Raw genomic sequence first — 26,125 nt, 5'->3', positions numbered from 1 at the left:
TTTACTTGATATAAGAAAGCGGGACAAGGAACCTGTCCCCATGGTCCGCGTTTAATAATTTTGCTTGGTCTTGTTGATATAAAGAAACACACTCCCAAAAACACTTAGTAAGAGTGTAAAATACAATAATATATCAGGTATATATTTGGTTGAAACAATTTCAAGCAAATGGAGTACAACTAATAAAACAATACCTACATACAACGTAATAAATAGCATATTATTTGTTTTGTACTTAATTTCCTTACCTCTTTCATCTTTTGCTTCATCACTCGATTGGAACTTCAATAAATACATCTGACCAAGAAATATTAAAGCAATGAATAGAAACTTTAACATTAGCATTCTACACGTCCTCCTTATAATCAAAAACTTCAGTTAATGGCTTCTTAAAAGCATTTGCTATTTTGAAAGCAAGAATAAGTGAAGGGTTATATTTTTGTTTTTCGAGAGTTGCAATGGTTTGACGACTAACCCCAACCCTTTTTGCAAGTTGTTCTTGTGTCCATCCTTTCTCTGCTCGGTAAACTACTAACTTATTTTGTAACATTTGCCCACCTCTGTTTAATATTGTAAAATATTTCTTACAAAAGTATATGGAATGAAGCAAAAAATTTTTCGGAAGACTGGACAGGTCCCTTGTATGAACCAGGCCCTGTGGTGCTACCTCAAGACTAGTTAAAAATATGATGTATAATGGTGACGAGGGATATTTATGCTTAGGGGGGATTTCATGAACATAGAACGTATCATTAAAGAACTGTCCCAGAAACGACCTCTATTTCATAACGAAGCAGATTTCCAGCATGCGTTAGCCTGGGAAATTAAAGAGAGCTATCCTGATGCTAAAATTCGTTTAGAAATGAAGGTTCATGGAGTGGGTACGAAAGTGTACTTAGATATATTGGCTGTTATCGATGGGTATAAGTATGCTATTGAACTAAAGTACAAAACAAAACAGTTTGACCACATGCTAGAAGAGGAAGAATTCTCTCTCATTACGCAAGGGGCACAAGATACAGGAAGGTATGACGTGTTAAAAGATCTAGTGCGGTTGGAGAAGATGGTTTCAGAAGGTGTGGCAGATGAAGGGTTCCTTATCTTCCTTACCAATGACTCTTCCTATTATTCTATTAACGAGAATGTAGATGCAATTGACCGTAAGTTTAGAATTCATGAAGGAAAAGAGATCCATGGAACGTTAAGCTGGGGTGAGCAAACTGGAAAAGGGACGATGAAGGGAAGAGAAGAGGCCCTTTCACTAAAAGGGAATTATACGATGAACTGGCATTCCTATAGTCAATTCCCTAACCGTGGTGGAGATTTTCAATATATGATTCAGAAGGTATCCAAAGATGAAAAAGAGTGGTTCAACTCGTTCACCCATTTAGAACAAGTACCCACCTCTCAACAGGATCTTACGAGTAAATTGACTGCGCACTTAGAATCAATCGGATACTCTGTAGATTTGAATAAGCAGGTAGGAAATGAAAAGGTGGATCTGTGGGCGGAAAAAGGTCTGGAGGTCTTAGCGATTGAAGTCCGATATAAAACAGCGAAGCTTAACACCCTTCATAATGATATACATATTGATTTAAAACACCAGGGAGCTCAGGATCAAGGGAGGTACGATTACCTGCGTGATCTCAGTAAGTTAGAGGATATAACGAAAGATAGACGTGATGTGAGTGCCTATGCGCTAATAATCACGAACGATAAATTATATTGGGAGAAACCGGTGAATACGGATACGGTAGATTCTGATTTTCGTATTCATGAAGGGAGAACGCTAACAGGAGATCTTGCTTGGAAGGTGGAAGCTTCTACGGGAACGATGGTAGCTCGTGAAGGAGTACTGTCATTGGGGGAGGAATATCAGCTAGAGTGGGTTCCCTTTTTGATTCTTGATGACGAGAAGAATAGTGAGTTTAAGGCGTTGCTTGTGAGGGTGTGATTCATTAAAGAAAGTTTAGAGAAGCTCTAAGAAGCGTAGGGATGGTTCTAGCTTATTTAGATTAATAGATCAGGGTTGTCCAAGGGAAATTAATTCGGCAAAACAACCCAGCGGTTCACGAAAGAGGATAGAAGGATATATAAGAATTATAGGCTGCAACTAACCAAAGTTGTAGCCTATTTACTTTGCATACGGTAGATCACATGCTCTAAAACAGAATAGGCTAAACCACACAAAAAGAAAATAATATAAAACGTCCCAATATTAAGGTCATATTCATGTATAAAATCTCCATACCCATATAAATGGTTGAAAAACCAATGTGCAATGCCTAAGGATATTGCTAGGAACAAAACCATTTTTAAAAGGAACGAGTGAAAGTACCGATTCACTAAGAACCCAACTAAACAGAAGAGAAAGTAAGCGATGAACCAATAGAAAGCAAAGAAGAGTATCAAGCCAAGGTCGTCAGTTAATCCAACGTATTCTGACGTCGTAATTTTTGTGCCTTCTAGTGTTTCTACTACCATAGTGCCTAGTGAAAAGATGAGTATAAAAGAAAGAAGAGTCAAACCAAGATATTTTTCGTTCAACTAGAATCCACCTTTCTGTATAGGGTATGGGATACATGTGTTGATTGGCTTAGATCGTGACTGTATGTGGTCTTTGAAAATATTGAATTTGGAATACGAAACGATAGACATGTTGAAAGCTCCAATCTTTTTTCTAAATATTAGTTAATTTTACCTTATTTTTATAAAACTTCAAATGTGGTCTTCTAGTAATGACAGGGCAGATTAGTAGCAACTGTCAAACAGGTTCTCAAATCGCTGTTATAATGAAACTTATAGATGATGAAGCCAATACATAAAAGGGGGCGAATGATATGTATTCGATCGAACCATTACAAGAACGCATGGAAGACAATCAGAACGAAGAAAAAGCCCAAAAGATGGCCCAATACATGCGTAACCAATTCTCATTCTACGGCATCCAGGCTGAGCCATTGAAAGTCATTATGAAGGAGCATATCAAACAAGAAGGTATCCCTTCACCAGATGAGATCCCTGCTGTGGTAAAGGTGCTTTGGTCAAAAGAAGAACGAGAATACCAAATGGTAGCCTTGAGACTAGTGGATGAATACATAAAGAAATACGGCATCAGAGAACAGGAAGCCGCGCTGATTGAATACATGACCGTTCATAAATCCTGGTGGGACACGGTGGACCATATCGCCGGCAAGCATGCCTCTCGTTTGTTTGCGGAATATCCTCACCTTTTGCAAACAGTGGGGAAAGAGTGGAGAGCGTCGCCAAATATTTGGTTGCGCCGCGTAATGATCTTATTCCAGCTGAAATATAAAGAAAAGACTGATCTTCAATTACTTGAGGATATCATTAGAGAAAACACGGGATCTGATGAGTTTTTTATCAATAAGGCGATTGGCTGGATTCTAAGAGAATATTCAAAAACAGATGCCGATTGGGTGCAGGATTTTATGGATAGGAACGATTCGTTATCAAAATTAAGTAGACGTGAAGGATTGAAGTATATCAAGAAGCACGTTAATTGAATGGCAGTGGGACAAGGGGCCTGTCCCCATGAGAGGAGGGAATCATATGAGTTTGTTTTTTTATATTACCGTTATGACGGGCTTGGCACTGATCTATTATGGATATGTGAAGAAATTAGAAGCAGACCTAAAAAAGAAAGAGTTAGAGATAGAGGAAAAGAAGATTGATTTGGAAATAAAAAAGGAAGAATCCCGCTTGATAAGAGAAGAGCAGAGTGATCAGGGGCTATAAAATCGGCATTCTTAAAGCTAAATTCTGTTTTATATACGTAAGCAGACAGCAAGTTGCGAGGTAACTCTACATAAGAAAATGTAAATAAACGTCTTTGGTGAAACCCGAGATCATAGAGAAGCGAACTTCCATACTAATTGGAGGTTCGTTTTTTAAAAAGATATCGTATTCACCATATTGAATAGGAGTGTGTTAAAATAATGGTAAATTATGCTAGTTAAGATAAATGGGGAGGCTTAGGGTGAGTCACTTAAAAAACAAACTTTACTGGATGCTGATGCCTCCATTTTTAATAGCTGCTATGTCACTTATTTATTTTCTTCCGGTGGAATCTGCAGCCTTTTGTGGTATTGGAGTCGTTATTTTATTCTGGGTGGTCTATTACAGACTTAGAAAGAATCAAACTAAAAAGGCGAACGGCAAAGAGGGGGATCATGACTCTTACGGTAGTTAAGTGCTTACATTACCCCTAAGTTTATTTGAAAGGGGAGGGATGAAAGGTGTCGACATCTGCTACACCTAAAGTAAACAAGTCTAGGGATGGGGTCTTAGGTCCGAGGAGCAATGGGTTTAACATGGCGATTATATATGGGCTCTTGTTTGTGCCTTTGATGGTTGTTATGGGTAAAGAAATAACGGTTGATTCATTAGGCATTCCCGCGTTGCTTTTATTTTTACTTGTTAATGGGAGTGAATTATTTATAGCGAAAGTGAGAAACAAAGCCGTACCGCAATGGATGATTGTCGGGTCTTTTGTAGTTACTGTTCTGACCGCTGTCATGATGGCGATGGTTTTGCATTAACTGGTTTGTTGTCATACAGTGGATGATCTTAGCGTAGTTTATCGGTGGGAGAGTGCAGATCGTATAAAACGTTCTCGTTCTATTTGGGGGGTGGCTTTTTGAACGTTATTGCTTGGATGATCGTGGCCTGTGAAATTGGGTTTTGGGTCGTCATTGGTTTAGGATTATTCACAAGGTATATGCTGAAGAAAGATAAGCTGGGATTATTTCTCTTAGCGCTAACCCCTGTCATTGATTTACTGTTATTACTCATGACCGGGTTCGATTTATACCGAGGAGCGACCGCCACAACGGCACATGCTGTTGCTGCCGTTTATATAGGCGTTTCCATTGGCTTTGGGAAAAGTATGATCGAATGGGCGGACAAGAGATTTCAATACTATATAACAAAAGAAGGGTCAAAACCAACAAAGCGGACTGGGTATGAGCTCTCCATTCATTACCTAAAAGGATGGGGGAGACATGTCTTCTCTTACATGATTGGTGCGGGCCTTTTATTGGGGATGATTTTCTTCATAGACGACGCTTCTAGAACAGAAGCGTTAGGGAACGTGTTACGAATATGGACCGTTGCGTTAGGGGTTGACCTTTTGATCGCGATTACGTATTTTATTTGGCCAAGAAAAGAGCGGGATAGCCAGAAAGGAAGGGCTCTGTAACCTGGATAAACGTCTTGCTTCAAAAGGTTACAGAGCCCTTGTTTCTTACTCCTTAGAGCTTACAATAAGTAATCGATACCCTCAGACAAAATGTCATTAAACGTTTCTACACTAACCGTTTTATTGTCACGAGCCGGATCATCTGAACGCAGTTCGCCGGCTATGTGATCCATAGCTTTTTTCAAATTCTCGATGTTGTTTAGTTGTGATTCTGATGGTGTGCTGTTCTCGATCTCTTGTAGCTCAACAGATTCGGCGAAACCTTTCACTGAAATATGGTCATCCACGTAGGTGTGACCCGTGGAGAGCAAGGTATCGAGCTTATCGATCCTCTTGGCTAATTCATCTATCCCTTTCTCCAGCTGCTCAGGGTCATCTGTATTCGCTAATACATAAGAGGCAGAGCTAGACGTGAGGAGGACCTGATTATAATATTCATCTAGGAACGTTTCCATTTCTTCTTTGTCCTCGTAGTACGCGTTCATATACTGGCCCCCTAGTGCTGCTAATCCAATGACTACAATGACGATTAACTCAAGTCTGAGCCACTTCTTTAAAAACTTCATTTCTTTCCTCCCAATCGAATATTAGAATGTTTTTGCTTTGCGATACACGTTCAGTGTAATGGCATTTAGTAGAATCGTTACAATAAGTAGAATGGAAGAGACAATAGCCACGGCATACATGGTGTCCATAAGAGCCGCCAGATCTCCAACCGACACCTTGTGATAGATGTATAGAATCTGGCAGACTAGTGAAATCCCGCAAGCGCTAAGACTTATGAGGGATAATATCATCCAGTTGTTCGTTGCTTTTGAATGGTCACGCATGAGGCTGATCATGGGAAGGCCCCAAGCAAGGAGTCCTAGAAAGAGGCTTGCAAGGTTTAGGTTACCGTACATCGTTAGATTTCTCCTTTGTGTTTTTACTTATTTTATTCAACGACCTTATGTATAATGGTTACATTTTAACACAAATATCCAGTAAACGACTTACAAAAAAAGCAAGGCAGATGGCTCATCTATCATTTGTTAGATTTAACCTTTCTGCGGTCGAAATGTCTATATCTTTGGAGGTGCATGGAATATGAATAAGCGCATTCTGCTTGTTCTTTTTGTATTATTCGTGACAACAGCTTGTTCTGGGAGGTTCGGGGAGCTCACGAGAGTAGATGTTCAACACGTAACTCCAGGGGAGGACAACACAGGTGTAGACATGATTACAGATGCCGACTCGATCCAAACCATTCGTGACGTTATGAAGGAGATTCAATGGGAGGATAAAAATGCCAGTATGGTGAGAAAGGCCGATGTGAGGGCGGTGTATTACTATGAACAAGAAGAAGATATGCCGGAGCGGTTAGTGGAATATGATATTTGGTTTACTGATAAGCCAGTGTTCGCTGTGATCATGAGTGAGGAAGAAGGGCGGCGATATGGCGTGTTGCGTCCGGAACATGGGGGCATTTTAAGAGATATGTTTGTGAAATGATGGGGGATGGGCATGAGCCAGGTCTATTTTCAGGAGATTGATGAAAAGAATGAAAGAATTGTTCGAGGCGTAAGGGTGAAGCCCGAGCAGGAACATTTTATCGAAACAGTCGATGAATGCTTGGAGGAAGCGGCGGCTTATCCGGAGTGGCATCCTGTTGCTATCTATTCTGATGACAAGGTAGTCGGGTTTGCGATGTATGGGTGTGTGGGTCGAAATGGTGAAACGTGGATTGATCGGGTGATTATTGACCAAGATGAGCAGGGAAAAGGGCTGGGGAGATTGGTGATGACGAAGCTGATCGATGTTGTCACGAGGGACTACGGGGTGAATGTGCTTTACTTAAGTATTATAGAGGAGAATAGAGGGGCACGGTACTTGTATGAAAGTTTGGGGTTTGAGTACATACATGAGCGCGATCCGAATGGGGAGCTTATCTTTGAATATTGTGTGTGATAAAACGAAGGGCTGGGATGCGGTAGATCCCGGCCCTTTTCTGGTTTAATGATCGAAAGACTTCTCAAATCAGCCCTTCTCTTGAACTTACTTCTGTTAGCCTTACATTGCGGGACAAGGTACCTGTCCCCTCATCCCGTTTATTTGGTTTCTTTAATTTCAACTTTACAGCAGTCTGAACCTTTCTTTTTGTTCTTACCTGTTAGGGCTTGGAGTAGTTTTTTCATGGGATCACCTCCTTTTTCGATTAATCAACTTTTTTTGATTAATTGAGCGTACTTATATCATATAGAAAATAAATCCTGAGACTGTGGACATTAGGATAACGGATACGACAAACGTAATGACTAAGGGTTTCTTGAATATAGACTTTAGTAAGATAACTTCTGGCAGGCTGGCTCCGGCTGAGCTAATTAACATGGCCATTACAGGACCAAGTGCCATGCCCTTCATCACTAAGATTTGAGAAATAGGGATCATGCTAGACAACCTTATATATAACGGGATACCGATAACGGCTGCAATTGGAATGAGCCACCAGGCATCTCCCCCAAACACATTCGACACGACTTCAGTAGGCACGACTCCATGAATCAATGAACCGATCAGAGCTCCTATAAGAAGGTAGGGGAATACAGTCTTCATTAACCCGACTGTTTCTCTCCAGGCTGATTTAAAGGAAGAGTCCATTTTATTTTGTAAGGAGAATCCTGTCATCACCACATTCTTTACGTATTTATCAAATTTCATATATTCTATAGCCAACCCAATGAGAATAGAGAAAACGGTGGTAATGATCGTATAAATAATCGTGACCTTCCATCCTAAAATGACACCCATTACGGTGAGAATCGTTGGATCTAATAAAGGAGAGGCGAAAAGGAAGATCATAACGAATCCAAAGTTAAGTTTCTTTTGAAGCATATTCACAACAAGCGGTATAGTGGAACAAGAACAAAAGGGTGTAACAAACGCAAAGACAACGGCAAATACAGAACCCAGAAATTTATTCCTGCCAGAAAAGTATTGGTCTATTTTTTCGTAGGGAATGTATTTTTGCAGGTAATTCATTAGAAATGAAACTCCCACAAATAAGGCAACTAATTCAAATCCAATCATAATAAAGCTCTTCAGGGTTTCCATGATCATGTCTCATTCCCCTCCTAACAACATTTAACAGAGCAACATTTAGGTGATGGTTTTGATCCGAATGTAAATATGTTCTTCATGGAGTTGAAGGGATTATAGCTCCGAGTTTTACGTGGCGGGCTGACATTTTGAAGTTTCTTTTGCTGCATGTGATGATTTTTTAACACATAGTATTCAAATTCATAAAACATACGATCTTCCTCCTTAATCAAATAAATTTGATTTATTAAGTATTTAAAAACCTAGTAATCATTCGCTTATTTACTAGGTTTAAATAAACAACACAATTGTTCGGACAACAAAGCGTCTATTTCGTTTTCATTTATTGCATAATAACTCCAGGTTCCCTCGGTGTCCTTTGTGATTACATTGGCTTTCCAAAGGATTTTCAAGTGATAAGAGAGCTTCGATTGTGGTAACTGCATTTCTTCAGCTAAATCACACACACATGATCTGCCGTTAGTGGTGAGAATGTTCATGATTTTTAAACGCTGTTCATCGGCTAAGGCTTTAAACTTTTGGACATAAGGGGCAAAGTCTGTAGTTTCATTGACTTCTATGATAGGCAGTTCTTTCATGAGGCTCCATCTCCTTAATCAAATTATTTTGATTAATATAAGTATTGCATGCAGAGATTGGAAAGTCAATTGTATTAATCAAAAAAAATTGATTTTATTGTATGAGGTTGTGTCTTGTCGAATCATAATTGACTTACCTGTGGTTGTTTAGTTCAACGAGCGTAATGTGTGAAGGATGCCTTCTGAATAGCTGCCGAGCGATTGTTTGGAATACTTCGATTTGGCCTCTTCTGTAGCGTTTGCCACCAAGAATCCGTTCCCCACCGCGTGGAGCATGCGTAAATCATTCCCGCTGTCTCCAAAAGCAAATGCATTCGCTTTATTCACCTGGTATTTACGAAGCATAAATGCCACAATTTCTTCCTTACCCGTTCCAAGCGGGATAAAGTCAATATCATAGCTATCTTCGGGGTCACCTGCCAAAGGGTTACACTTGTTTATATTTACAGCGATGCCATTGTGATAGGCGTTTTTTCGGATCGTATCAAGGTTGATTTCATCGACTGATGAAGACTCTTCCTGGTAGTAGAAGTTTTTCTTATAGGGAGCATCGCCCAAATTCGTTTGGGCTTTTAAGAAAATGCTGTGTTCTTCCTCTAGGCTTTTTACAATGCGGTCAACTAGGGCAGGTGAGAATATAGTTTGATCTAAGAATCCCTTCCATTCTCTATCTTTCTTATTGAAGGAGTTTTCATGAAAGTAGGTGATCTCTGTCCCTAAGCTACTTGCTATAAAGTGGGGGAGTAGTGATAAGCCACCAGTTTCCATTTTATCCATTGCGGATTCCACGCTGCTCCCTGTCACCCAGCCAAACACAAGCTTTCCTTCTTCTGATTGGTTCAATAAGTAGTTTTCTAATTCACGGAGCTTATCGTATCGATGTGGGTTAAGTTCATGGGGGTAGTACGTCTCGTCGAAATCGAAGAATACGATAGTGCTCGGGTTGCGAACGTCTTTGACTTGTTTGAATTTCGTTATTTTGTTGGCGTCCATATGTTCATACCTCCTTGAGATTTCATTAGGATTAATAAGTTTATTGTATAGTGTGTAAATGATTATAGAAAGACTGATCAGGTTGAGGCTTAGAGCGTCCATGGATACGTAAGAGATTAGAGAGCTTGGTGTCGTTTTCTTTGAAGCGAGAAGTTGTGGGACAAGGGACCTGTCCCCTCATCCCCATGTCCCCTCATCCCGCACCAACGTCAGATAAACGTTTTATTTCACCGCTATGTGCGTCTACTCCATACTTACAGTCGAGCTTCCCGTATAACGTATATTGTTTTTTCGTGTGATCTAATACGTATACAGGGGTGAGCGTGATTTTATCGTTTAGGAGATTCAAGGCTTCTTGTTTTGTTACGGTTGCTGCTTCTGCTTCTTCGAAATCGGCTGTCATTTCACTGAAGATATCATTCTCAACGTAGGTAAGTACTTTAGTGCCGTTCGTGTTTAGGAAGAGATGTAACTTTCTCTTATAAAAGTCATTCGTTTTCTTCGCGATTTCAATTCGTGCTAGTAGATAGCCATTTTCGCGTTCCACAGATTGTAAGGTCCAGTTACCGGAATCACCCAGGTACACCACTTGTAAGAATCGGTGTACTGCAACCCGTGTGTTTTCAACCATTTCTTCTGATATAGGAATCAGATCAGGATGGGGCTCACGCTTTTCTGCCTGTTCAACGGTCACCTCATCAGATAAATCGATCTTTTCTTCATGAAAACGCTCATCTACACGTGGTTCATAGGTCATCCTTTCGCCAATGGGAACAAGATGAACCGAATCGGTAATGTAAAAAGGACGAGTCTTTTTGCCGTCGTTCGTTATGTAGATCTCTTCTAATGCATAGACCGATTCAAAACGTTTGGCTTCCATTATAGGAAAGTTTACAAGCATTAATTGGTCCGTGATGAGATTAGGAATGTCTTCTAGAGATAAAGAAAAAGATTCATCCTGTACCTCATGCACTTCTGGAAAATAGCCGTGAATGGTGAAGAACACGAGCTCATCTTTGTCATTCAACTCAACTGAAATGATGCCCGGTGGGTTGGTTTGAATCCCGTTTACTGCCGAGGAGAACATGTATATTCGATCCTGTTTACTTTTTAAAATGAAATGCTCCCCGCGTGTGAGTCCTGTCTCCTTTTCAACCCAATGGATGACGTCTTGTTCATCATGCAATGTTGGGGTCTTTGCCTCACTCACACCACCTACAAAAATCAGACTTCTTAATTCTCCAGTATGTAAGTCAACATCGATGGATGCCGTTCCTTCTGGGTTCAAGTCGTCTTCAACGGGCCCTGAGCCTTCCGGAAACCATTCCATGTTATATATATATTGTGTTTGTTCAAACGCTTCGACTTCTCTGTGAAGATGTGTGCGCTCTAGGCTATAATCCTCAAGTCCAAACTTCCTTTTCATCCGTTCTGCAATTGCTTCTTGTTTTTGTTTCAATCAAAGGCCCTCCTATCAACTCTTATATTGTACGAAAATGATGGGGAAAGGTTTCAATTCCGAGAGAGTGTGATGCAGGGGGGCTTCTTGTGGTTCCTTAGGAAAATAGTGGGGATCAGTTACATCTTAAATATTTTTTAATAGATAACGTCAGAGATCAAGCGCTTCTCTGCCGTTTTTGTTACATTTCCCTATGAAAAGTCATAGATTGAGGGTCTCCTTTACCTTTAGGAAATGGATGACTGTAAAAGGTAAGAGATCTTTCGTCCTTTGCTAAGGTGGGACGAGGTACCTGTCCCCTTATCCCGCGGTTTGCTCTTTCAGGTTATCTTTATTAAGGTAAAAGATAGAGTTTGGGATCCAACCATTACCAAAAAAGAAAGGTTTTGTACGATGTGCATTACAGGCATCTCAAAGTTTAGGGGAAGAAATTTATCATGAAAGCGAGGGTAAGGTAATGTTGAATCGCGTCATCCAACAGTTAGGATTACAAGTGGAATCTATGAATGAGGTAGAGGATTCTTTTAGCTCTACAGTTTATCAATGTGTGTTGTCTACGGGGGAACGGGTCTATCTGAAAATTCCTTTTTCTAAATTAAAATTTCAGAGAGAATTGGAAGCGTATGAGATCTTAAAAGGGAAAGTTGCCATTCCTAGCCTATTGGATCATTGGGAAGGGGATGAGGAGTGTCCTGGAGCATTCGTTTTGTCTGAATTAAAAGGGAAGCCTCTAACTACGGCAGCTACACCAAATATCGCTTACCAGGTCGGGGTTCTTCATGCAGAGATGCATTCTATTCGTCCGCCTGAAAAGTCATTGAAGGGAATTAAAAATGAATTTCCGAACTGGTCCACTTTTCTTGAAAAGCAGTTTTATAGTTTTGCAGAGGATGTTCGTGACGTTCTTGATGAATCCTTATATAGGAAAGCGTTGAAGAAATTCGAACAGATGAAGCACGAGCTCCCAGCGCCAGACGGGCCAAGCTTTGTACATATGGATTTTCGGCCGGGCAATATTATAGTGGATGAAGAAACCGTGTCAGGAGTTATCGATTTTGAAAGCGTGCGATTTGGTTCCACCGAAATCGACTTCACGAAGCTTCATCGAGATTTTTTGAGTTGTGATGATCGTTTATTCCAGGCTTATCAAGATGGTTATAAGTCCGTGAGACCGCTGATTGATTTAGAAAAGGTGCTACCTTTCTATCAATTTACGGACGCTTTTAATAGTATTGGGTGGTGTAAGCGTAGAGGGGTGGAGGACAATGCTTCATTTTTGGAAGTTAATTTAGAGATATTAAAAAAGTGGGTGGTGTAACTCAGGAGGAGGGGCAAGGGTCTATCCCCTAGTAGTCTTTTCGTTTCTGCTCCTCTTCCTGTTCCTCTTTCAACCGTTTGTAGTACGCTTTCTTTAGCTTTTTTTCTTCTCTTTCTTCCTTACTTGGGAAAAGCAAAGAAAGGAGATTTACGCCCAGATTTAATAAAATTTCAATAACGATACCCATAGCATTCACCTCCTGTTTGTATTGATGACACAACGACAAAAACGCAGTGCGGATGTAATGTCCCTTATGGGTTTTCAAGATTGTCAAAATGCAACTCTTAGTTGTGAAAAATAGCAGGAACTTTTAATTCATTTTACCATAAATATTCCAATAATCCTCCGTATTGCATAACTAATTATTCAAGTGGGGAGGTGCCTAACCCCTAGCCTCGAAGAAGAAGCGGGACAAGGAACCTGCCCCCATGTCCAATGTGCTAAACTAATAATAAGATTATTATAAAGATCACATAAGGAGGTGGAAGAGTGGGAGTTGGCCTTTTCACTCTTGTGTATTTACTTTTACCTCAAGTTGTTGTGTTTTCGTTAAGCATCCTGTTAAGACTCTATTTCAGAATGCTTAACGTTATCCACATTTTGATAGTGTCCGTTCTTGTTACAGTAGGTTTCCTTTTATTCATGGATGGTTTGTTAGCTGCGATAGCCTTTTACATAGGTAGCAATATCTTGGTTTCTATCTTTGGAATTCTTGTAGCAGAGTTTTGTTTTTACATTGTCCATAAAGCAGAGCGTAAAGTAGCGGAAAAATATAATCATACATAAGGTGTTTGTACCACGGGGACGGGTCCCTTGGCACAGGATTGGAAGTGCCAGTGAACCCGTCCCTGTTAATTTTTTTAGAAGGGAGTGTATAACATTTCTATGAAGCTAAGTGATCTTTCTTGGAAAGACATGTTGTTAGTTGTGGTGGCCATAGTGGTCCTCTACTTTACGGCACCCTATTTTGGGGTGAACCCTGATTCTATTATTATCTTTATGTTTGGTATGGTAGAGTGGGTGACGAAGTATATTCTTCCGTGGATTGTTTTATACTGGGCGATCCGACTCATTAAGAACCTGGAGTCGAAATAATGGATAGCAGTTACATATCGTTTGATTATTACATGACGAGGGATCAACATGAGGGTGCTCCGTGCTTCCTCTGAGAAAAGGAGTGCTGATCTCTGACCTTTTAAGCGCTCCAAGGCATCAAAAGGTCACTGATTAGTGCTCTCCCTTACATTTCAATCTATACATATAGCCAAAAGGGCAGAGATGAGGCTCATCTCTGCCCTTTTTCTCGATTTTTTTATAGGAAAAGATCACTGAGCGCCTCTCTTGATATAAGATCTGCTGGTGACTGTAAAAGGTAAGTGAACCCATCCCTGTGCGAAAACATTCCAAGAAGTGTGGGCGGGACAAGGTACCTGTCCCCTTATCCCGCCTGTCCCCTTAGCCCGCCATGCGTTCAAATCCTTTGTATCGTGTCCCTTGAAAGGTAAGCGTTCCTACATCACCTTCAGCTAATAAGCCTTGCTCGCGTCCGTCCATCGGTAACTCCATCCGGTCGCCGCTTTCGACCTCGAATGTTGTGTAATAGTATGTACGAGTGCTAGATCCGTGATCATCGCCAGCGCTGCCACGTTTTTTAACTTCCGTCCTTTTACCAATTATTTTCGCATTCACAGATAATATCGGTTGCTTATTGTTGTAACTCCACTGCTTAATGGAAGAGAAAACGGCAAAGAGAAAACTGCCGATGACGATGATAAACACAATAGCGATAAAATAAGGCCCGATTGAAAATATTAGATCTGAAGGTCCCTGGTTTATGCCTGATCCCATCCGAATCAACTCCTTTCTCTATCAAGTACGATTTTACACGATGGAAGTTTCAGTATAAACGGAAAATGAAATATGTGGGTGTTTCTTCCTTGGGGAGCGCGTGAGATGGAGAAGAGCACCCTGCTTTTTGTAGTTTATAAATTTCTTCTTCATCTCATGCGCTCGTTTGTTAGTGGTTACTATTATTCTGCAGATTTTAACTATCATGGTAGATTTGTAGCCACTTCTTCCGTTTCAGTAATAAAATTGCCACCAACACAGCCTCGCCTGCTATTAATAATCCAATACCTAAAACCAAACCTCCAAATAATAAAAATTCATTGATAGCACCTGCAAAGAAAAACCAACCCATGAGGGCACCTAAACCTAATAGGAAGTTAAGCGTTCCGGCAATGAGGACTCCTTGTTGAAACAGTCCCGTTTTTCGAATCATGATCGAACCATATGTAAAGCTTACAAAAGTCGCTATAATCATAAACAAAATATATAGAGTCATTGCACTATCGACCTCGGTCATATGATTGGCTCCTTTATATCTCTTTTTAATATAAATGAATACGGAATATCGAAGAATGAAAGTACAGTTTTTTATAAACTCACTGGTACTGTTGATTTCATTTTAACATAAATAACCAGATAACTTAGTGAATACACCACCACTCACAGAATCAGTGACCACCCGTTACAAGGGGCAGATGATTGTGTTCTAACAGGAGCAGGATTCTTCTTCTCCATATACGTTTGTGCCATAATAAACAGTAACAAATAAAAAAGGGCGTGAAGCAGATTGAAGTCATTCAATGAGGCTTATAGAGAGCGAATTGGATTGCCAGTCGAAACAAGACTTACAATCACAAACCTCTCTGAAGTGCTTGAGAAAACAGCCTGGGCGGTTCCGTTTGAGAACTTTCGGATTCTGAACAAAAACAGTCTGGAGATCTCTAAGGAGAATCTTCGTCACAAGATTCTTGACCAACAGGAGGGAGGGCTTTGCTATGAACTGAACCCTCTCTTGTATTATTTTCTGCATGACAATGGATTTAAGGTTTCACTTGTGCGCGGTGAGGTGTATAACGCGGCCGAGGATCAGTGGTCTGATACTGGCAGAACTCATGCAGCGGTCATTGTCCATGACGAGTCAGGGGATTACTTGATGGATGTTGGATTTGGGGGGAACCTGCCGTTAACCCTCGTTCCCATGACAGGGGAGCTTGTTACATCAAGTAACGGGGAGTTTAAAGTAAGCCAGCTCGATACGGATTATGGTGACCATGTCCTTGAAGTGAAGGTAAAGGATAAAGATGATACGAGGCGAATTGGCTATGCGTTTAGCGCAGTGCCTCTTGTTCACGTGGAAGATGAAATGAATGAGATTCAGCACTTGATCGAGACGCATGAGAAATCTAAGTTTAATAAAAGCCCTCTCGCCGTCCAGCTTCTTGAAGGCGGGAGTCAGACACTAACCTCTTCATCGATGACTACGTGGGAAGACGGGGAGAAAATGAAGGAAGAGTTGGCGTATGATGATTTTGTGAGGCTGGCTAGGGAACGATTCAACCTTCATTATGTGCTTGAAGACAGAGGAGAGGAATAAGAAACAGGGGCTACCTGCTCCTCTTAGAAAGTAGATCAGTTATCAGTGACCTTTTCATGACTATTTGCAGTTAAAAAGTCACTGATAGTACGTTTCTCTTCCCTTTTGGAGTCTTATCTCTATAAAAGGGTCACAGATACTGGCTATCTGTGACTTTTTTTGCGTTTTATGAGGTGGAAAGGTCATAGAGAAGGGTGATCACTGCCAGTTTAGGCATGCTTCTTTTATAAAAGGTCACAGATCAGTTCGACTGATCCTTGCACCCCGATTGGCGACGGGACAAAGAACCTGTCCCCCTGACTCAAATTATTTTCTAAACCATAGGCACCCACCTTTCGCTTCTGAACGATTATAGAAGTGAAAGGAGGTGATCGACATGGCAATCACAAACACATTCCGATCTCAGCTACAGATTGTGTTAGAAGATGGTCTTGATGAGAAGGGGAACATGACTTACAAGAACAAGAACTTCAACAACGTGAAGACAGAAGCAACGGCTGATCAGCTATTTGCGGTAGCGAATGCCCTTCATCCGCTTCAACAGCGCAAATTATCTGGCATCGAACGCAATGACTCAAGCCTAATTCTTGGTGCTTAATGATTAAACGGAAACGAAAGGGGAGGTAAAGATGGCGAAGAAACTTGAAATGAAATTTGAAAATCAGGACGGCCGTACAGTAACGATATCACTTGATGATCCGATCGAACCGGTGGATGTGGTGGCATTAAATGCAGCCATGGATGAGATCGTGACGCAGAACTGCTTCACTTCAAGCGGTGGCGACCTTGTCAGTAAGAAAGAGGCTAGAATCGTCGAGCGAAACGTAGCGGATATCGAACTATAATCTGAAAAAGGGAGAGGGGATCCTCTCCCTTTTTGGGTAAGGCAAGGGGTGAGGAGCGATGGAGGAATGGATGACGTGGGTACCTGAGGTTGGCTTTCCGGTTCTTGTGACGTTTTATCTGTTGCATCGAATGGAAGGAAAACTCGACATGCTTGTGGCGAGCATCCATCATTTAGCTGAACAAATGAAGGTCGGATAAGAAAAAGGACTTAATGGGAGCGCTCCCTTTAAGTCCTTTTTTTCTTTATAAGAGGATCTGTGACCTTTTTGGTTATTTCTATCCCGGAAACGTCACTGATACGGGGGCTCTCTTACCTTTCAGGGGTGAAGATACGTCAAAAGGGAATTGATTCGGTGCTTCTCTTCCTTTTTTAGCTGGTAAGACTGTTGGAAGGTCACAGATCAAGCTGCTCTCTTACCTTTTAAGGTGGCCACGCAAGAGAAAGGTAAGACATCTTCTGCTTGTGCGGCGGGACGGGGGACCCGTCCCCGCGGCCCAGTCCCCGCGGCCCAACTGGGACAAGGAACCCGTCCCCGCGGCCCACTGTCCCCCTGGACCACTTTTAATACTTTTTTAATACTTTTATAAGTGATTGATAAGACCTTGTTGTCATAATGGGTTTAGCTTGAAAGGGAGGTATGGTTATGAGTAAGAAGCCAGTCGTTGAGTTGAATCATGTAACAAAAAGGATCGGCAAGTCCACCATAATTGACGATCTCAATCTGCAGGTGTTTCCTGGCGAGGTGTTTGGGTTCCTCGGTCCTAATGGGGCGGGGAAGACGACGACGATTCGCATGATGGTCGGGCTAATGGATATCACAGAAGGAGAAATCCTGATTCACAATCATAGTATTGAAGAGAATTTCGAGAAGGCAATTGCTCATGTTGGAGGGATTATTGAGAATCCGGAGATGTATAAATTTCTTTCTGGTTATGACAATTTGATTCATTACGCGAGGATGGTTCCGAAGAAGATCTCAAAGGACCGGATTCGTGAGGTGGTGAAGTTAGTAGGTTTAGAAGAAAGGATTAAACATAAAGTTGGGAACTATTCACTTGGCATGAGGCAACGATTAGGATTAGCCCAAGCTTTGCTTCATTCGCCTTCTTTATTAATTCTCGATGAGCCTACAAATGGCCTCGACCCTGCTGGGATTCGTGAGATTCGAAATTATATCCGTCGAATCGCTCATGAAGAGAACATGGCTGTGTTTGTGTCGAGTCATCTTCTGTCTGAGATGCAGTTGATGTGTGACCGTATTGGAATTATTCAAAACGGTAGATTAATTAGTGTGGAATCCGTTAGGGACTTTGTTGGCTCATCTTCGAAACACAAGATGCGTTACCACGTGTCTCCACTAGATCAGGCGGTCGAATTGCTGCGGTCTACGTATGATTCCGTAGTAGAAAGCGTGGGAGATGGTTTCATAGATACGACCGTTTCCTACGAGGAAATTGCGGATGTGACAGAGTTATTTGTTGAGCATCGCATCAGGGTATATGGCATTTCGAGTATCCAATCGACGCTAGAAGAGAAATTCTTAGAAATGACAGGCGGTGAAAAGTAAATGGTTAAAATGATGAATTTAATTCAAAATGAACATATGAAGCTGTATAAACGATTAGGAACATGGGTGATGATTGGATTAATTCTCTTCGCTGTTTTAGGGTTAGGGGCCTTCACTGCTTTTATAATGGAATCAAATGAAAATACGAATTGGAAAGAAACCCTGCAAATAGAAAATGCTCAGTTACAAAAGCAGCTAGAGGAAAGTCCCTTAAAAGGAGCGGGTGAAACGTACGTTCAGCAACAAGTTGCAATTAATGAGTACCGAATCGACGAAGATATTCCTCCTGTTGAGTCCCAGTCTGTGCTAGGCTTCATGATAGACGCGACGAACTTCACAGGTATTATTGCGCTATTTACGATAGTGGTTGCGAGTAGTATGGTTGCAAGTGAATTCTCCTGGGGTACGATTAAGTTGTTGTTGATTAGGCCTGTTAATCGTACGAAGATTATCCTATCAAAATATATCGCAACGATTTTGTTTGCGTTGTTCAGCTTGGTCTTATTATTCCTGTTTTCCTTTTTGGTAGGTAGCGTGCTCTTTGGGCTCGGGGGTGTGGATCAACCTTATCTCGTGTATAACAATGGCAGCGTAGAAGAGACTAATATGATTACTCACATTATTCAATTATTCGGGTTCAATAGCGTTGATTTGCTTATGATGGTGACGCTGGCGTTTATGATTTCGACCGTTTTCAGAAGCAGTTCACTCGCGATTGGCATTGCGATCTTTTTAATGTTCACTGGGCCACAGATCACCCAATTGTTAAGCAGCTATGAATGGGTGAAGTATGTGTTGTTTGCTAATACAAACCTTCAGCAATACACAAATGGTACTCCATTAGTTGAGGGGATGACGATGACGTTTTCAATAACGGTATTACTGGTTTATTTTGTAATCTTTACTACATTAACGTGGGTCGTGTTCAAGAAACGGGATGTTGCTGCGTGATGTAGGACGTATAAAGGCGGGGTGTTATGAACGGAGATAAAATATTAGTAGTGGAAGATGAGAAGGAACTTGGGGAGTTAGTGAGGGATTACCTATATGTAGAAGGGTACACGACGATCCTTGCCCATGACGGGGAGGAGGGCCTTGCTCAATTTCATCAAGAGAAACCTATTTTAGCAGTGTTGGATATTATGCTTCCGAATATGGACGGCATTGAGGTTTGCCGTAGGATTCGAAAGGAATCAACGATCCCGATTTTAATGATGAGTGCGAAGAAAAGTGACACCGATAAAATCATCGGACTCGGGATCGGGGCGGATGATTATATCACGAAGCCCTTTAGCCCTGGAGAATTAGTGGCACGTATCAAAGCTCATTTGCGTCGGTATAAACATTTCTCGAATCAAAGTGAAGAAGAGAATCAAGACATCATGGAGTATAAAGACTTGAAGCTAGATGTGAAGCGGCATGAGTTGTATGTGAAAGGCGAAAAAGTGACTTTAACAGCGAAGGAATTTAAGCTGCTTTATGTGTTGTTATCCAACAAGGGACAGGTATTCTCCAAGGAACAACTCTATGAGAAGGTCTGGGGGTATACAGACTTTGGGGATCTCAATACAGTAACGGTCTATATGAGTAAACTAAGAGACAAGATTGAAAGCGAATCAACGAAGCCGCAATATATAGAAACGGTATGGGGCGTTGGATATAAATTCAACGATTCTTTATGAAATCTAGTTTGAAAAAGCGGCTTGTCTTTGCTTTTTTGTCAACGATTCTCGTTCCCATTCTTGCAGCGATCTTAACCTTTTACCTTGGGGCCAACCAAATAGCGAATGATGAGGATGAGCTGGACCAGTTATTCACAGATGTACGAAGAGAAATTCGAATGAATGAGGAAAAGCTTCCGAATCAGGACGCCTTCTACCAGGAAATCAAAACCCTTCTTGATCGTTATCAAATGAATATCACGATCGAAGGAGAAGGTGATGAAGTCCTTTTTGATTCCAGAACTTATATAGAGGTAGAGGAACTAAATAGCTTCTTACCTAATCTCAATACGTTCACCATTCAAGTGGCGGGAGAGGAAGATAGGAAATGGGGCGTAACCATTCGCGCCAACTCTGCTCAAAGTGAACCTTTTAAAAGAATGACGGACATTGTTCATATTCTTCTTCTAAGTGTGGGGATCGGAGTGCTCACGTTGCTTCTAATGGTGGTCATCTGGACGACCTATATCTCCCGGACCGTGCTGACTCCTTTAAAACAAATCTATCAGGCTACAGAAGAAATGAGAAACGGCAACCTTGATTATCCGATTCAGTATAAGAAAAGAGATGAGATCGGACGATTTATTCAAGGATTCAACGTCATGAGGCAGCATGTGAAGGATTCCTTTACGAAGCAGAAGCAATATGAAGATGCGAGAAAGCAATTAATTGCAAGCATCTCTCATGATTTACGCACTCCTTTGTCTTCCATTAAAGGCTATGTCGAAGGGCTTCGGGATGGTGTTGTGCGGAATGAAGAAATGAAACAGCGGTATCTTCAGGTAATTCATGATAAAACGACGCATCTTGATCATTTAATAGAAGATTTATTTGAGTTCTCGAAGTCAGAAGCCGATCAGCTCGCGATTGAGAAGGAAGTTGTCAACGTTGTGGAGTACTTTGAGAAACAACTTATCAAATATCAATTTGACCTCCAAGAACAAGAGGTGGAGCTAAGCTATACAATTGAACCTCAGCCCAGGAGCATTCTCCTTGATCCGATTCGTATTGAACAGGTGATGAGTAACCTGATTGATAATGCGTGTAGGTATGGGGGGACTCGAATCTGGATCGAGGTGCGCCCGGATCAGTCAGAACGAAATGTAATAATTCGTGTCGTGGATAATGGTCAAGGGATCGACAAAGAGGACCTGCCTTATATTTTTACTTCCTTTTACCGTGCTGAAAAGTCACGCTCGACTCAGCATGGTGGGTCGGGTCTTGGACTTTCCATTGTGAAATCGATCGTTAAAGCTCATGATGGGGAGATAGATGTAGAGAGCGAATCAGGTCAAGGGAGTACTTTTGTAATCACTTTGCCGTTGTATGTGAACGGAGAGGTTGTGGATCTGTGACCTTTTTGGCTATTGCTAGCTTAGAAACGTCGCAGAATTTAGTGCTTTCTTACCTTTTTGGGGTAATGATGCTTCAAAAGGTAAGAGAGCCGGTGCTTCGCTACCCTTTTTAGTCAGTGAGGTTTGGAAAAGGTTACTGATCAAGCTTATCTCTTACCTTTTAAAAGCTGTGCGCAAGTGAAAGGTAAGAGATCGGCTGCTTGGGCGGGACAAGGTACCTGTCCCCTTGACCCGGCTCCAATAAAGTAAGATGATTGAACTGAGGTGATCGTTTTGAGTATGGAGACATTTCTTCCTAACACAACGTCTGGAGCACTTATAATAGGTATTATTCTCTCACTTGTCTATAGCTTATATCTTAAAAAGACCGAGTCAAAGGGGTGGGGATTCACTTTAGTCACCTTTTTGGTGGGAGTGATCTCTTGTGGCATTGGTGTGATGATTTTACAAGCAATAGGTACGATTGGATAATAAATAAAAAAGCGACTCTTAATAGAGTCGCTTTTTTTCTACTGTAATTCATGTCCTAAATATTGAACGTTCTTATAATAACGGCCTAGAGAATTCGTCAGGCGTTGAGCAATGCTCTCTGCTTCTTCTAATGAAGCTTCTTCTTTTACGATAATGGATTCAAAATCGTTTTTTGCGTTCGTGTTGTGTTTGACGTTTACATAAACATCAAATGCCGAGTCATCGTCTTCTCTCGTTTCAAGGTAAGAAATCGTGATCGACTGGATCGCGCCTAAGCTATCGAGCTTGCTTTTTATATTGTTAAAATTCATATAAACACCTCTAATTTCAGAATTTCATTAATGCTCATTAGTCTGCCCATTCAACAGTTCCTTTAACTACTATACAGTAATTCATGTTATAGGCAACCTCTACATATAAATTTTTCTTTTTTTAGTGCTAATAAGACTGTAAGGGGGGTCTTATAGCTATTTTTACTTAATAATCTGAACTCGTGAAATGGAACGTCCGTCCATTTCAAGAATCTTAAACGTTAGGTTGTTTCGCTCAAGAACGGTTCCTTCTTCAGGGTGATCATCTAACTCATTCAAAATGTATGCAGCGAGTACGTCCTCATCTTCCGGGATATCGGTGTCGAAAATGGAGTTGACCTTGTACAAGGTGGCTTTCCCGTCACAGATGAGTTCTGTATCAGATAGTTTCTCAACAATCGCGTCATCATCCGGGTCTAGTTCATCTTCAATTTCGAGTCCGATCATCGCTTCGATAATATCCTCGTGTGTAATGATTCCTTCAGTGCCGCCGTATTCATCGAGCACAATGGCCATATGCTGCTTCTCGAGGCTCATCTTCCGCAATACCCACTCCACCTTTTGGAACTCATACACAATTAACGGCTCATTGGAACAAAATGTTTTTAATGACTGTTCACGATCTGCGTCCCAGTTCAGGAGATACTTCGAATGGAAGACAGCAATGATGTCGTCCATGTCATCCCGAAAGACAGGGTAACGCGTATAAGGGTGCTGCATCACAATTTCTCGTACTTCTTCAAATCTTGCGGTATGAGGGATGGCTTCTACATCCACGCGTGGGGTTTGGAGCACATCTTTCACATTTAAGTTCTGAAAGTCGAACACACCTTTAATTCGGTTCGATTCCTCTTCGTTAAATGTCCCCTCAGACCCAGCGATGTCAATCATCGTTCGAAGCTCTTCTTTAGAGATCGATGCTTCTTCTTGTTGCCCATTTGAGAGCACATTGTTTAAGTAGTCCGTCAGTTTATTTAAGACGATCGTAATCGGCTTAAAAATAATAATAAAGAAGCGGATAATGGGAGCCACCGTCGTCGCAATGCGATCCGGATAAGTGGCCGCGACCGATTTCGGAATTACTTCTGCAAAGATAATGATTGTAATGGTCAGGACAGCGGACGCAATTCCGACGTTAATGCCATATTCGACAGCGAGTATGGTCACAAGAGTCGGCAATAGAATGTTGGCTATGTTGTTTCCAATTAGGATGGTGGTGATAAACTCACTAGGCCTTGAGACAAGGTACAATAATTTTTCGGCCTTTTTGTCATGGTTATTTGCCCTTGTCTGCAACTTCATTCGATTCGTTGCCGTCAAGGCGGTCTCGCTCCCTGAGAAGAAAGCAGAGACGAAGATCAGTATAATAATCGCTATGAGCACGACTTCGTTCCTCCTTATGATGTCCGTTCAAGTTCATACTTCTACAACTATATCAAAATCGGTTGTGAAAAGAAATGGAGAAGAGTTATAACGAAAGCGCTGGATCGTTCTCGAGCTTTTGTTAGAGGGGGTGTGGGACCTTTTCGTGGGGGTCTGGCTCGGAAATGTCACAGATAGAAGAGATCGTTTACTTTTTTGACTCTGTCACAAGTTAAAAGGGCACAGATACGCGGGATCTGTGCCCTTTTTCTAGTTTAGTGGAGGGGGAGGTTATAGAGCGAATGGATCGTTTACCTTTCTAGCCTATCCGAACTAAAAAAAGGTAACAGAGCACCCGCTTGAAACCCCCACCTAGTCCCTTGTGTAAGAAACCTGCACTTATCCTCGCCCTATTTTTTACCATTCTCTATTGTGTATATTGTGTATATTGTATATAATAATGTACATATACGAAGAGGAAGGTTTTGGAATGAACATCATACTTTCGAATCGGGGGAAGCAACCGATTTATGAACAAATTTACGAACAAATTCGAGATCAGATCCTCTCGCATGAGCTGAAGCCGGGGTATTCTCTACCTTCTATGCGTCAGCTAGCGAAAGAACTAAACGTCAGTCTGATTACGTCGAAGCGGGCTTACGAGGAATTAGAAAAAGATGGATTTATCTATTCTGTTGTAGGGAGAGGTTCATTTGTATCCGATCAGAATGAAGAAATGATTAAGGAAAGCAAGATGAAGGGGATTGAAGAGCAATTAGCAGCGGCGGTCCACAACAGCAAAGACGTTGGTCTTACCCTTACTGAATTACAAGAGTTGCTTACTATTTTGTACAGGGAGGAAGAATGATGGAACCGGTGGTGGAACTGAATAACGTTTCGAAATCGTTTAAAGGATTTACTTTGAAGGATTTCTCGCTAACCGTGAGAAAAGGATTTGTGCACGGTTTTATTGGTGGAAATGGAGTGGGGAAGTCTACGACGATTAAGCTGATAATGAACTTACTCGAGCCAGATCGCGGAGAGGTGTCTGTGTTTGGCTTATCTTATAAGGATCACGAAAAAGAGATTAAGCAACGAATCGGCTTTGTGTATGATGAGTTTGTTTTCTATGAGCACCTATCTTTAGCAGAAATGAAAGATATAGTGAAACGCGCCTATAAGACATGGGATGATGATCTTTTTTATGAGTATGTGAACACCTTTCAGCTGCCTCTTAAGAAACCGATGAAGACTTTTTCAAAAGGTATGATGATGAAAGCTTCCTTAACCATTGCTCTGTCCCATCACGCAGAACTGATTATCATGGATGAGCCGACCTCTGGACTTGATCCGATATTCAGAAGGGAGCTGCTTGAGGTTCTTCGGAGCCTGATGGAGGACGGAGGGAAGACCATCTTTTTCTCTACTCATATCACTACGGATTTAGATTCGATTGCCGATTATATAACGTTTATTCATAACGGTGAGCATATCTTCACGAAGGATCTTTTTGAAATGAATGAAGACTATGCCCTTGTCAAAGGAGAGCTAGAGTTGCTGGATGAAGAGACGGAACAGGAATTTATCGGGATTCAGAGAAACTCCTTTGGATTTGTTGCTTTAACGGATCACAAAGAAAGGGTGGAAGATGTATTTGGGGACACCGTTCTAATTGAGGAACCAAGTCTTGAAGATATTATGTTCTATACGAAGAAGGGGGCGGCGGACTATGTTCAACTTAATTCGTAAAGATATTGTGATGCAAAAGAAGACGCTCGCCATTCTTGCGCTCGCTTTATGTGTCTACCTGGCACTTGGAGTTTCTTCTATTTGGGTCGGACTTATCTTTAGCATCGTGATGATTACGAATACATTCTCTTTGGATGAGAAGTCGAATGTACATATGTTGCTAAACTCTTTGCCATACACAAGGAAACAAATCGTCAGTTCAAAATACGTGGTGGCCGTTTTGTTTACTCTTCTAGTGGCTTTGGCGCTATTTGTGGGAAACCTCGTCTTCCATGGTGAGATCACGCTTTGGAAGCACCTGCTGATTATGATGATTCTTGTGTTTATAGCAGCTTCATTTATCTTGCCGTTTAGCTATCAATATAAAAGTCAGTATTTATTTGTGGCCTCTATCGTGGCATTCGGCGCCTATATGCTATTGGTTAATACGCTCATTCCGAATTTGAACGACCTAATTCGGGAGAAAGTATACATAATCCTGACAACCACTACTCCCTCCTTGTATGTGGGAATGGTGGTTTTGGTTGGATGCTTGTATGGCTTCTCTTGGATAGTGTCGATCCGGATTTATGAGAAAAAGGTGTTTTGAATTAGAGTGCAGGTTTGGTTCGGTTGCTTTCGGTAGTATGAAGAAG

The 26,125-nt window shown here is 41.3% G+C and carries 36 protein-coding genes; 22 read left to right on the top strand and 14 right to left on the bottom strand.

Translation table 11 applies throughout. The features are described from left to right. Nucleotides 1-51: 51 nt before the first annotated feature. Entirely contained in the window at nt 52-345 is a 294-nt protein-coding gene (locus N780_RS10725) for a hypothetical protein (protein ID WP_036783641.1), read from the bottom strand. A gap of 1 nt (nt 346) precedes the next feature. Then, a complete protein-coding gene (locus N780_RS10720) occupies nt 347-550 on the bottom strand; it encodes a helix-turn-helix transcriptional regulator (protein ID WP_036783639.1) in 204 nt (67 codons plus the stop codon). Nucleotides 551-733: 183 nt separating this feature from the next. On the opposite strand from N780_RS10720, the gene N780_RS19235 reads away from it, so the two are divergent. Continuing rightward, on the top strand, nt 734-1,954 hold the full coding sequence (locus N780_RS19235; RefSeq protein WP_052115013.1) for a hypothetical protein: 1,221 nt from the start codon (nt 734-736) through the stop codon (nt 1,952-1,954). Nucleotides 1,955-2,130: 176 nt separating this feature from the next. Here the strand turns inward: N780_RS19235 and N780_RS10710 are convergent, their stop codons facing one another. Next, nucleotides 2,131-2,547, bottom strand: coding sequence for a hypothetical protein (locus tag N780_RS10710; RefSeq protein ID WP_036783637.1), 417 nt, complete (start codon nt 2,545-2,547; stop codon nt 2,131-2,133). A 293-nt stretch (nt 2,548-2,840) separates the two neighbouring features. Between N780_RS10710 and N780_RS10705 the strand changes: the two genes are divergently transcribed. The 5 genes from N780_RS10705 to N780_RS10685 all read left to right on the top strand — a co-directional run bounded on the left by N780_RS10705 (nt 2,841) and on the right by N780_RS10685 (nt 5,221). Continuing rightward, the gene (locus tag N780_RS10705; protein WP_036783635.1) at nt 2,841-3,527 is read left to right on the top strand and encodes a DNA alkylation repair protein; all 687 of its coding nucleotides are present in this window, start codon (nt 2,841-2,843) and stop codon (nt 3,525-3,527) included. A 46-nt stretch (nt 3,528-3,573) separates the two neighbouring features. Further along, complete coding sequence (locus N780_RS10700; RefSeq protein WP_036783634.1) at nt 3,574-3,759, top strand: hypothetical protein; 186 nt, start codon at nt 3,574-3,576, stop codon at nt 3,757-3,759. A 241-nt stretch (nt 3,760-4,000) separates the two neighbouring features. Further along, on the top strand, nt 4,001-4,213 hold the full coding sequence (locus N780_RS10695; protein WP_036783632.1) for a hypothetical protein: 213 nt from the start codon (nt 4,001-4,003) through the stop codon (nt 4,211-4,213). Between the two features lie 46 nt (nt 4,214-4,259). Further along, entirely contained in the window at nt 4,260-4,562 is a 303-nt protein-coding gene (locus tag N780_RS10690) for a hypothetical protein (RefSeq protein WP_052115012.1), read from the top strand. Between the two features lie 98 nt (nt 4,563-4,660). After that, nucleotides 4,661-5,221, top strand: coding sequence for a hypothetical protein (locus tag N780_RS10685; protein ID WP_036783630.1), 561 nt, complete (start codon nt 4,661-4,663; stop codon nt 5,219-5,221). Between the two features lie 59 nt (nt 5,222-5,280). Here the strand turns inward: N780_RS10685 and N780_RS10680 are convergent, their stop codons facing one another. Both N780_RS10680 and N780_RS10675 read right to left on the bottom strand, forming a co-directional pair. Further along, on the bottom strand, nt 5,281-5,787 hold the full coding sequence (locus tag N780_RS10680; RefSeq protein WP_036783628.1) for a hypothetical protein: 507 nt from the start codon (nt 5,785-5,787) through the stop codon (nt 5,281-5,283). Between the two features lie 21 nt (nt 5,788-5,808). Further along, a complete protein-coding gene (locus tag N780_RS10675) occupies nt 5,809-6,123 on the bottom strand; it encodes a hypothetical protein (protein WP_036783626.1) in 315 nt (104 codons plus the stop codon). A gap of 184 nt (nt 6,124-6,307) precedes the next feature. Between N780_RS10675 and N780_RS10670 the strand changes: the two genes are divergently transcribed. After that, entirely contained in the window at nt 6,308-6,712 is a 405-nt protein-coding gene (locus N780_RS10670) for a hypothetical protein (RefSeq protein WP_036783624.1), read from the top strand. A gap of 12 nt (nt 6,713-6,724) precedes the next feature. Then, nucleotides 6,725-7,168, top strand: coding sequence for a GNAT family N-acetyltransferase (locus tag N780_RS10665; RefSeq protein WP_036783622.1), 444 nt, complete (start codon nt 6,725-6,727; stop codon nt 7,166-7,168). A gap of 279 nt (nt 7,169-7,447) precedes the next feature. On the opposite strand, the gene N780_RS10660 is transcribed toward N780_RS10665, so the two are convergent. From N780_RS10660 to N780_RS10645, 4 genes are all read right to left on the bottom strand, one after another. Further along, a complete protein-coding gene (locus N780_RS10660; RefSeq protein ID WP_036783620.1) occupies nt 7,448-8,317 on the bottom strand; it encodes a permease in 870 nt (289 codons plus the stop codon). A 257-nt stretch (nt 8,318-8,574) separates the two neighbouring features. Further along, nucleotides 8,575-8,895: an ArsR/SmtB family transcription factor gene (locus N780_RS10655; RefSeq protein WP_036783618.1), complete on the bottom strand. Its 321-nt coding sequence runs from the start codon at nt 8,893-8,895 to the stop codon at nt 8,575-8,577. A 147-nt stretch (nt 8,896-9,042) separates the two neighbouring features. After that, the gene (locus tag N780_RS10650) at nt 9,043-9,888 is read right to left on the bottom strand and encodes an HAD-IIB family hydrolase (RefSeq protein ID WP_036783616.1); all 846 of its coding nucleotides are present in this window, start codon (nt 9,886-9,888) and stop codon (nt 9,043-9,045) included. Between the two features lie 193 nt (nt 9,889-10,081). Then, nucleotides 10,082-11,347 (bottom strand): hypothetical protein, encoded by a 1,266-nt coding sequence (locus tag N780_RS10645; protein WP_036783614.1) that lies wholly within the window; start codon nt 11,345-11,347, stop codon nt 10,082-10,084. 457 nt (nt 11,348-11,804) lie between these two features. On the opposite strand from N780_RS10645, the gene N780_RS10640 reads away from it, so the two are divergent. After that, nucleotides 11,805-12,665, top strand: a complete 861-nt coding sequence (locus N780_RS10640; protein WP_036783613.1) for a phosphotransferase family protein — start codon at nt 11,805-11,807, stop codon at nt 12,663-12,665. A 28-nt stretch (nt 12,666-12,693) separates the two neighbouring features. Here the strand turns inward: N780_RS10640 and N780_RS19840 are convergent, their stop codons facing one another. Further along, a complete protein-coding gene (locus N780_RS19840; RefSeq protein WP_156969147.1) occupies nt 12,694-12,852 on the bottom strand; it encodes a hypothetical protein in 159 nt (52 codons plus the stop codon). A gap of 302 nt (nt 12,853-13,154) precedes the next feature. Here N780_RS19840 and N780_RS10635 point away from each other — a divergent pair, with 302 nt between their 5' ends. Both N780_RS10635 and N780_RS10630 read left to right on the top strand, forming a co-directional pair. Then, entirely contained in the window at nt 13,155-13,451 is a 297-nt protein-coding gene (locus tag N780_RS10635; RefSeq protein WP_036783612.1) for a hypothetical protein, read from the top strand. A 99-nt stretch (nt 13,452-13,550) separates the two neighbouring features. Continuing rightward, nucleotides 13,551-13,760, top strand: coding sequence for a hypothetical protein (locus tag N780_RS10630; RefSeq protein ID WP_036783610.1), 210 nt, complete (start codon nt 13,551-13,553; stop codon nt 13,758-13,760). A gap of 360 nt (nt 13,761-14,120) precedes the next feature. On the opposite strand, the gene N780_RS10625 is transcribed toward N780_RS10630, so the two are convergent. Together N780_RS10625 and N780_RS10620 are read right to left on the bottom strand one after the other, a co-directional pair. Next, entirely contained in the window at nt 14,121-14,513 is a 393-nt protein-coding gene (locus N780_RS10625) for a DUF2500 domain-containing protein (protein WP_036783608.1), read from the bottom strand. Between the two features lie 196 nt (nt 14,514-14,709). After that, a complete protein-coding gene (locus N780_RS10620) occupies nt 14,710-15,030 on the bottom strand; it encodes a hypothetical protein (RefSeq protein ID WP_036783607.1) in 321 nt (106 codons plus the stop codon). A 270-nt stretch (nt 15,031-15,300) separates the two neighbouring features. On the opposite strand from N780_RS10620, the gene N780_RS10615 reads away from it, so the two are divergent. The 8 genes from N780_RS10615 to N780_RS19230 all read left to right on the top strand — a co-directional run bounded on the left by N780_RS10615 (nt 15,301) and on the right by N780_RS19230 (nt 21,597). After that, complete coding sequence (locus N780_RS10615; RefSeq protein WP_036783606.1) at nt 15,301-16,107, top strand: arylamine N-acetyltransferase family protein; 807 nt, start codon at nt 15,301-15,303, stop codon at nt 16,105-16,107. A 376-nt stretch (nt 16,108-16,483) separates the two neighbouring features. Then, nucleotides 16,484-16,705 (top strand): DUF1659 domain-containing protein, encoded by a 222-nt coding sequence (locus N780_RS10610; RefSeq protein ID WP_036783604.1) that lies wholly within the window; start codon nt 16,484-16,486, stop codon nt 16,703-16,705. Between the two features lie 31 nt (nt 16,706-16,736). Next, on the top strand, nt 16,737-16,952 hold the full coding sequence (locus N780_RS10605) for a DUF2922 domain-containing protein (protein WP_036783602.1): 216 nt from the start codon (nt 16,737-16,739) through the stop codon (nt 16,950-16,952). 58 nt (nt 16,953-17,010) lie between these two features. Beyond that, nucleotides 17,011-17,151, top strand: a complete 141-nt coding sequence (locus N780_RS19515; RefSeq protein WP_084599526.1) for a YvrJ family protein — start codon at nt 17,011-17,013, stop codon at nt 17,149-17,151. Between the two features lie 446 nt (nt 17,152-17,597). Then, nucleotides 17,598-18,521, top strand: a complete 924-nt coding sequence (locus N780_RS10600) for an ABC transporter ATP-binding protein (RefSeq protein WP_036783601.1) — start codon at nt 17,598-17,600, stop codon at nt 18,519-18,521. Then, nucleotides 18,522-19,472 carry an ABC transporter permease gene (locus N780_RS10595; protein ID WP_036783600.1) on the top strand — a complete coding sequence of 317 codons (951 nt, stop codon included), beginning with the start codon at nt 18,522-18,524 and terminating at the stop codon, nt 19,470-19,472. A 26-nt stretch (nt 19,473-19,498) separates the two neighbouring features. Then, on the top strand, nt 19,499-20,203 hold the full coding sequence (locus N780_RS10590; RefSeq protein ID WP_036783599.1) for a response regulator transcription factor: 705 nt from the start codon (nt 19,499-19,501) through the stop codon (nt 20,201-20,203). Nucleotides 20,204-20,211: 8 nt separating this feature from the next. Further along, the gene (locus tag N780_RS19230) at nt 20,212-21,597 is read left to right on the top strand and encodes a sensor histidine kinase (RefSeq protein WP_198135852.1); all 1,386 of its coding nucleotides are present in this window, start codon (nt 20,212-20,214) and stop codon (nt 21,595-21,597) included. A 509-nt stretch (nt 21,598-22,106) separates the two neighbouring features. Here N780_RS19230 and N780_RS10575 read toward each other — a convergent pair. Beyond that, the gene (locus tag N780_RS10575) at nt 22,107-22,379 is read right to left on the bottom strand and encodes a hypothetical protein (protein WP_036783596.1); all 273 of its coding nucleotides are present in this window, start codon (nt 22,377-22,379) and stop codon (nt 22,107-22,109) included. Between the two features lie 162 nt (nt 22,380-22,541). Next, nucleotides 22,542-23,762 carry a hemolysin family protein gene (locus N780_RS10570; protein ID WP_036783592.1) on the bottom strand — a complete coding sequence of 407 codons (1,221 nt, stop codon included), beginning with the start codon at nt 23,760-23,762 and terminating at the stop codon, nt 22,542-22,544. 469 nt (nt 23,763-24,231) lie between these two features. Between N780_RS10570 and N780_RS10565 the strand changes: the two genes are divergently transcribed. The 3 genes from N780_RS10565 to N780_RS10555 are packed head-to-tail and all read left to right on the top strand — an operon-like array spanning nt 24,232 to nt 26,079. Further along, nucleotides 24,232-24,609: a GntR family transcriptional regulator gene (locus N780_RS10565; RefSeq protein ID WP_036783591.1), complete on the top strand. Its 378-nt coding sequence runs from the start codon at nt 24,232-24,234 to the stop codon at nt 24,607-24,609. After that, a complete protein-coding gene (locus N780_RS10560) occupies nt 24,609-25,490 on the top strand; it encodes an ABC transporter ATP-binding protein (protein WP_036783589.1) in 882 nt (293 codons plus the stop codon). The genes N780_RS10565 and N780_RS10560 overlap by 1 nt, the downstream gene beginning before the upstream one ends. After that, complete coding sequence (locus N780_RS10555; RefSeq protein WP_036783588.1) at nt 25,471-26,079, top strand: ABC-2 transporter permease; 609 nt, start codon at nt 25,471-25,473, stop codon at nt 26,077-26,079. The genes N780_RS10560 and N780_RS10555 overlap by 20 nt, the downstream gene beginning before the upstream one ends. Nucleotides 26,080-26,125 lie beyond the last annotated feature (46 nt).

Origin of the sequence: Pontibacillus chungwhensis BH030062, from assembly GCF_000770675.1 — a bacterium.
In the GTDB taxonomy this organism is placed as follows: domain Bacteria; phylum Bacillota; class Bacilli; order Bacillales; family BH030062; genus Pontibacillus; species Pontibacillus chungwhensis.
The sequence above is the reverse complement of the archived record's forward strand: the minus strand, read 5'-3'. Positions and strand labels throughout refer to the sequence as shown.

Coding starts and splice junctions, on each gene's coding strand:
- N780_RS10725 (WP_036783641.1), bottom strand. CDS start 345: ATGCTAATGTTAAAGTTTCTATTCATTGCTTTAATATTTCTTGGTCAG.
- N780_RS10720 (WP_036783639.1), bottom strand. CDS start 550: ATGTTACAAAATAAGTTAGTAGTTTACCGAGCAGAGAAAGGATGGACA.
- N780_RS19235 (WP_052115013.1), top strand. CDS start 734: ATGAACATAGAACGTATCATTAAAGAACTGTCCCAGAAACGACCTCTA.
- N780_RS10705 (WP_036783635.1), top strand. CDS start 2,841: ATGTATTCGATCGAACCATTACAAGAACGCATGGAAGACAATCAGAAC.
- N780_RS10700 (WP_036783634.1), top strand. CDS start 3,574: ATGAGTTTGTTTTTTTATATTACCGTTATGACGGGCTTGGCACTGATC.
- N780_RS10680 (WP_036783628.1), bottom strand. CDS start 5,787: ATGAAGTTTTTAAAGAAGTGGCTCAGACTTGAGTTAATCGTCATTGTA.
- N780_RS10675 (WP_036783626.1), bottom strand. CDS start 6,123: ATGTACGGTAACCTAAACCTTGCAAGCCTCTTTCTAGGACTCCTTGCT.
- N780_RS10670 (WP_036783624.1), top strand. CDS start 6,308: ATGAATAAGCGCATTCTGCTTGTTCTTTTTGTATTATTCGTGACAACA.
- N780_RS10665 (WP_036783622.1), top strand. CDS start 6,725: ATGAGCCAGGTCTATTTTCAGGAGATTGATGAAAAGAATGAAAGAATT.
- N780_RS10660 (WP_036783620.1), bottom strand. CDS start 8,317: ATGATCATGGAAACCCTGAAGAGCTTTATTATGATTGGATTTGAATTA.
- N780_RS10655 (WP_036783618.1), bottom strand. CDS start 8,895: ATGAAAGAACTGCCTATCATAGAAGTCAATGAAACTACAGACTTTGCC.
- N780_RS10650 (WP_036783616.1), bottom strand. CDS start 9,888: ATGGACGCCAACAAAATAACGAAATTCAAACAAGTCAAAGACGTTCGC.
- N780_RS10640 (WP_036783613.1), top strand. CDS start 11,805: ATGTTGAATCGCGTCATCCAACAGTTAGGATTACAAGTGGAATCTATG.
- N780_RS19840 (WP_156969147.1), bottom strand. CDS start 12,852: ATGGGTATCGTTATTGAAATTTTATTAAATCTGGGCGTAAATCTCCTT.
- N780_RS10630 (WP_036783610.1), top strand. CDS start 13,551: ATGAAGCTAAGTGATCTTTCTTGGAAAGACATGTTGTTAGTTGTGGTG.
- N780_RS10625 (WP_036783608.1), bottom strand. CDS start 14,513: ATGGGATCAGGCATAAACCAGGGACCTTCAGATCTAATATTTTCAATC.
- N780_RS10620 (WP_036783607.1), bottom strand. CDS start 15,030: ATGACCGAGGTCGATAGTGCAATGACTCTATATATTTTGTTTATGATT.
- N780_RS10610 (WP_036783604.1), top strand. CDS start 16,484: ATGGCAATCACAAACACATTCCGATCTCAGCTACAGATTGTGTTAGAA.
- N780_RS10605 (WP_036783602.1), top strand. CDS start 16,737: ATGGCGAAGAAACTTGAAATGAAATTTGAAAATCAGGACGGCCGTACA.
- N780_RS19515 (WP_084599526.1), top strand. CDS start 17,011: ATGGAGGAATGGATGACGTGGGTACCTGAGGTTGGCTTTCCGGTTCTT.
- N780_RS10600 (WP_036783601.1), top strand. CDS start 17,598: ATGAGTAAGAAGCCAGTCGTTGAGTTGAATCATGTAACAAAAAGGATC.
- N780_RS10595 (WP_036783600.1), top strand. CDS start 18,522: ATGGTTAAAATGATGAATTTAATTCAAAATGAACATATGAAGCTGTAT.
- N780_RS10590 (WP_036783599.1), top strand. CDS start 19,499: ATGAACGGAGATAAAATATTAGTAGTGGAAGATGAGAAGGAACTTGGG.
- N780_RS10575 (WP_036783596.1), bottom strand. CDS start 22,379: ATGAATTTTAACAATATAAAAAGCAAGCTCGATAGCTTAGGCGCGATC.
- N780_RS10565 (WP_036783591.1), top strand. CDS start 24,232: ATGAACATCATACTTTCGAATCGGGGGAAGCAACCGATTTATGAACAA.
- N780_RS10560 (WP_036783589.1), top strand. CDS start 24,609: ATGGAACCGGTGGTGGAACTGAATAACGTTTCGAAATCGTTTAAAGGA.
- N780_RS10555 (WP_036783588.1), top strand. CDS start 25,471: ATGTTCAACTTAATTCGTAAAGATATTGTGATGCAAAAGAAGACGCTC.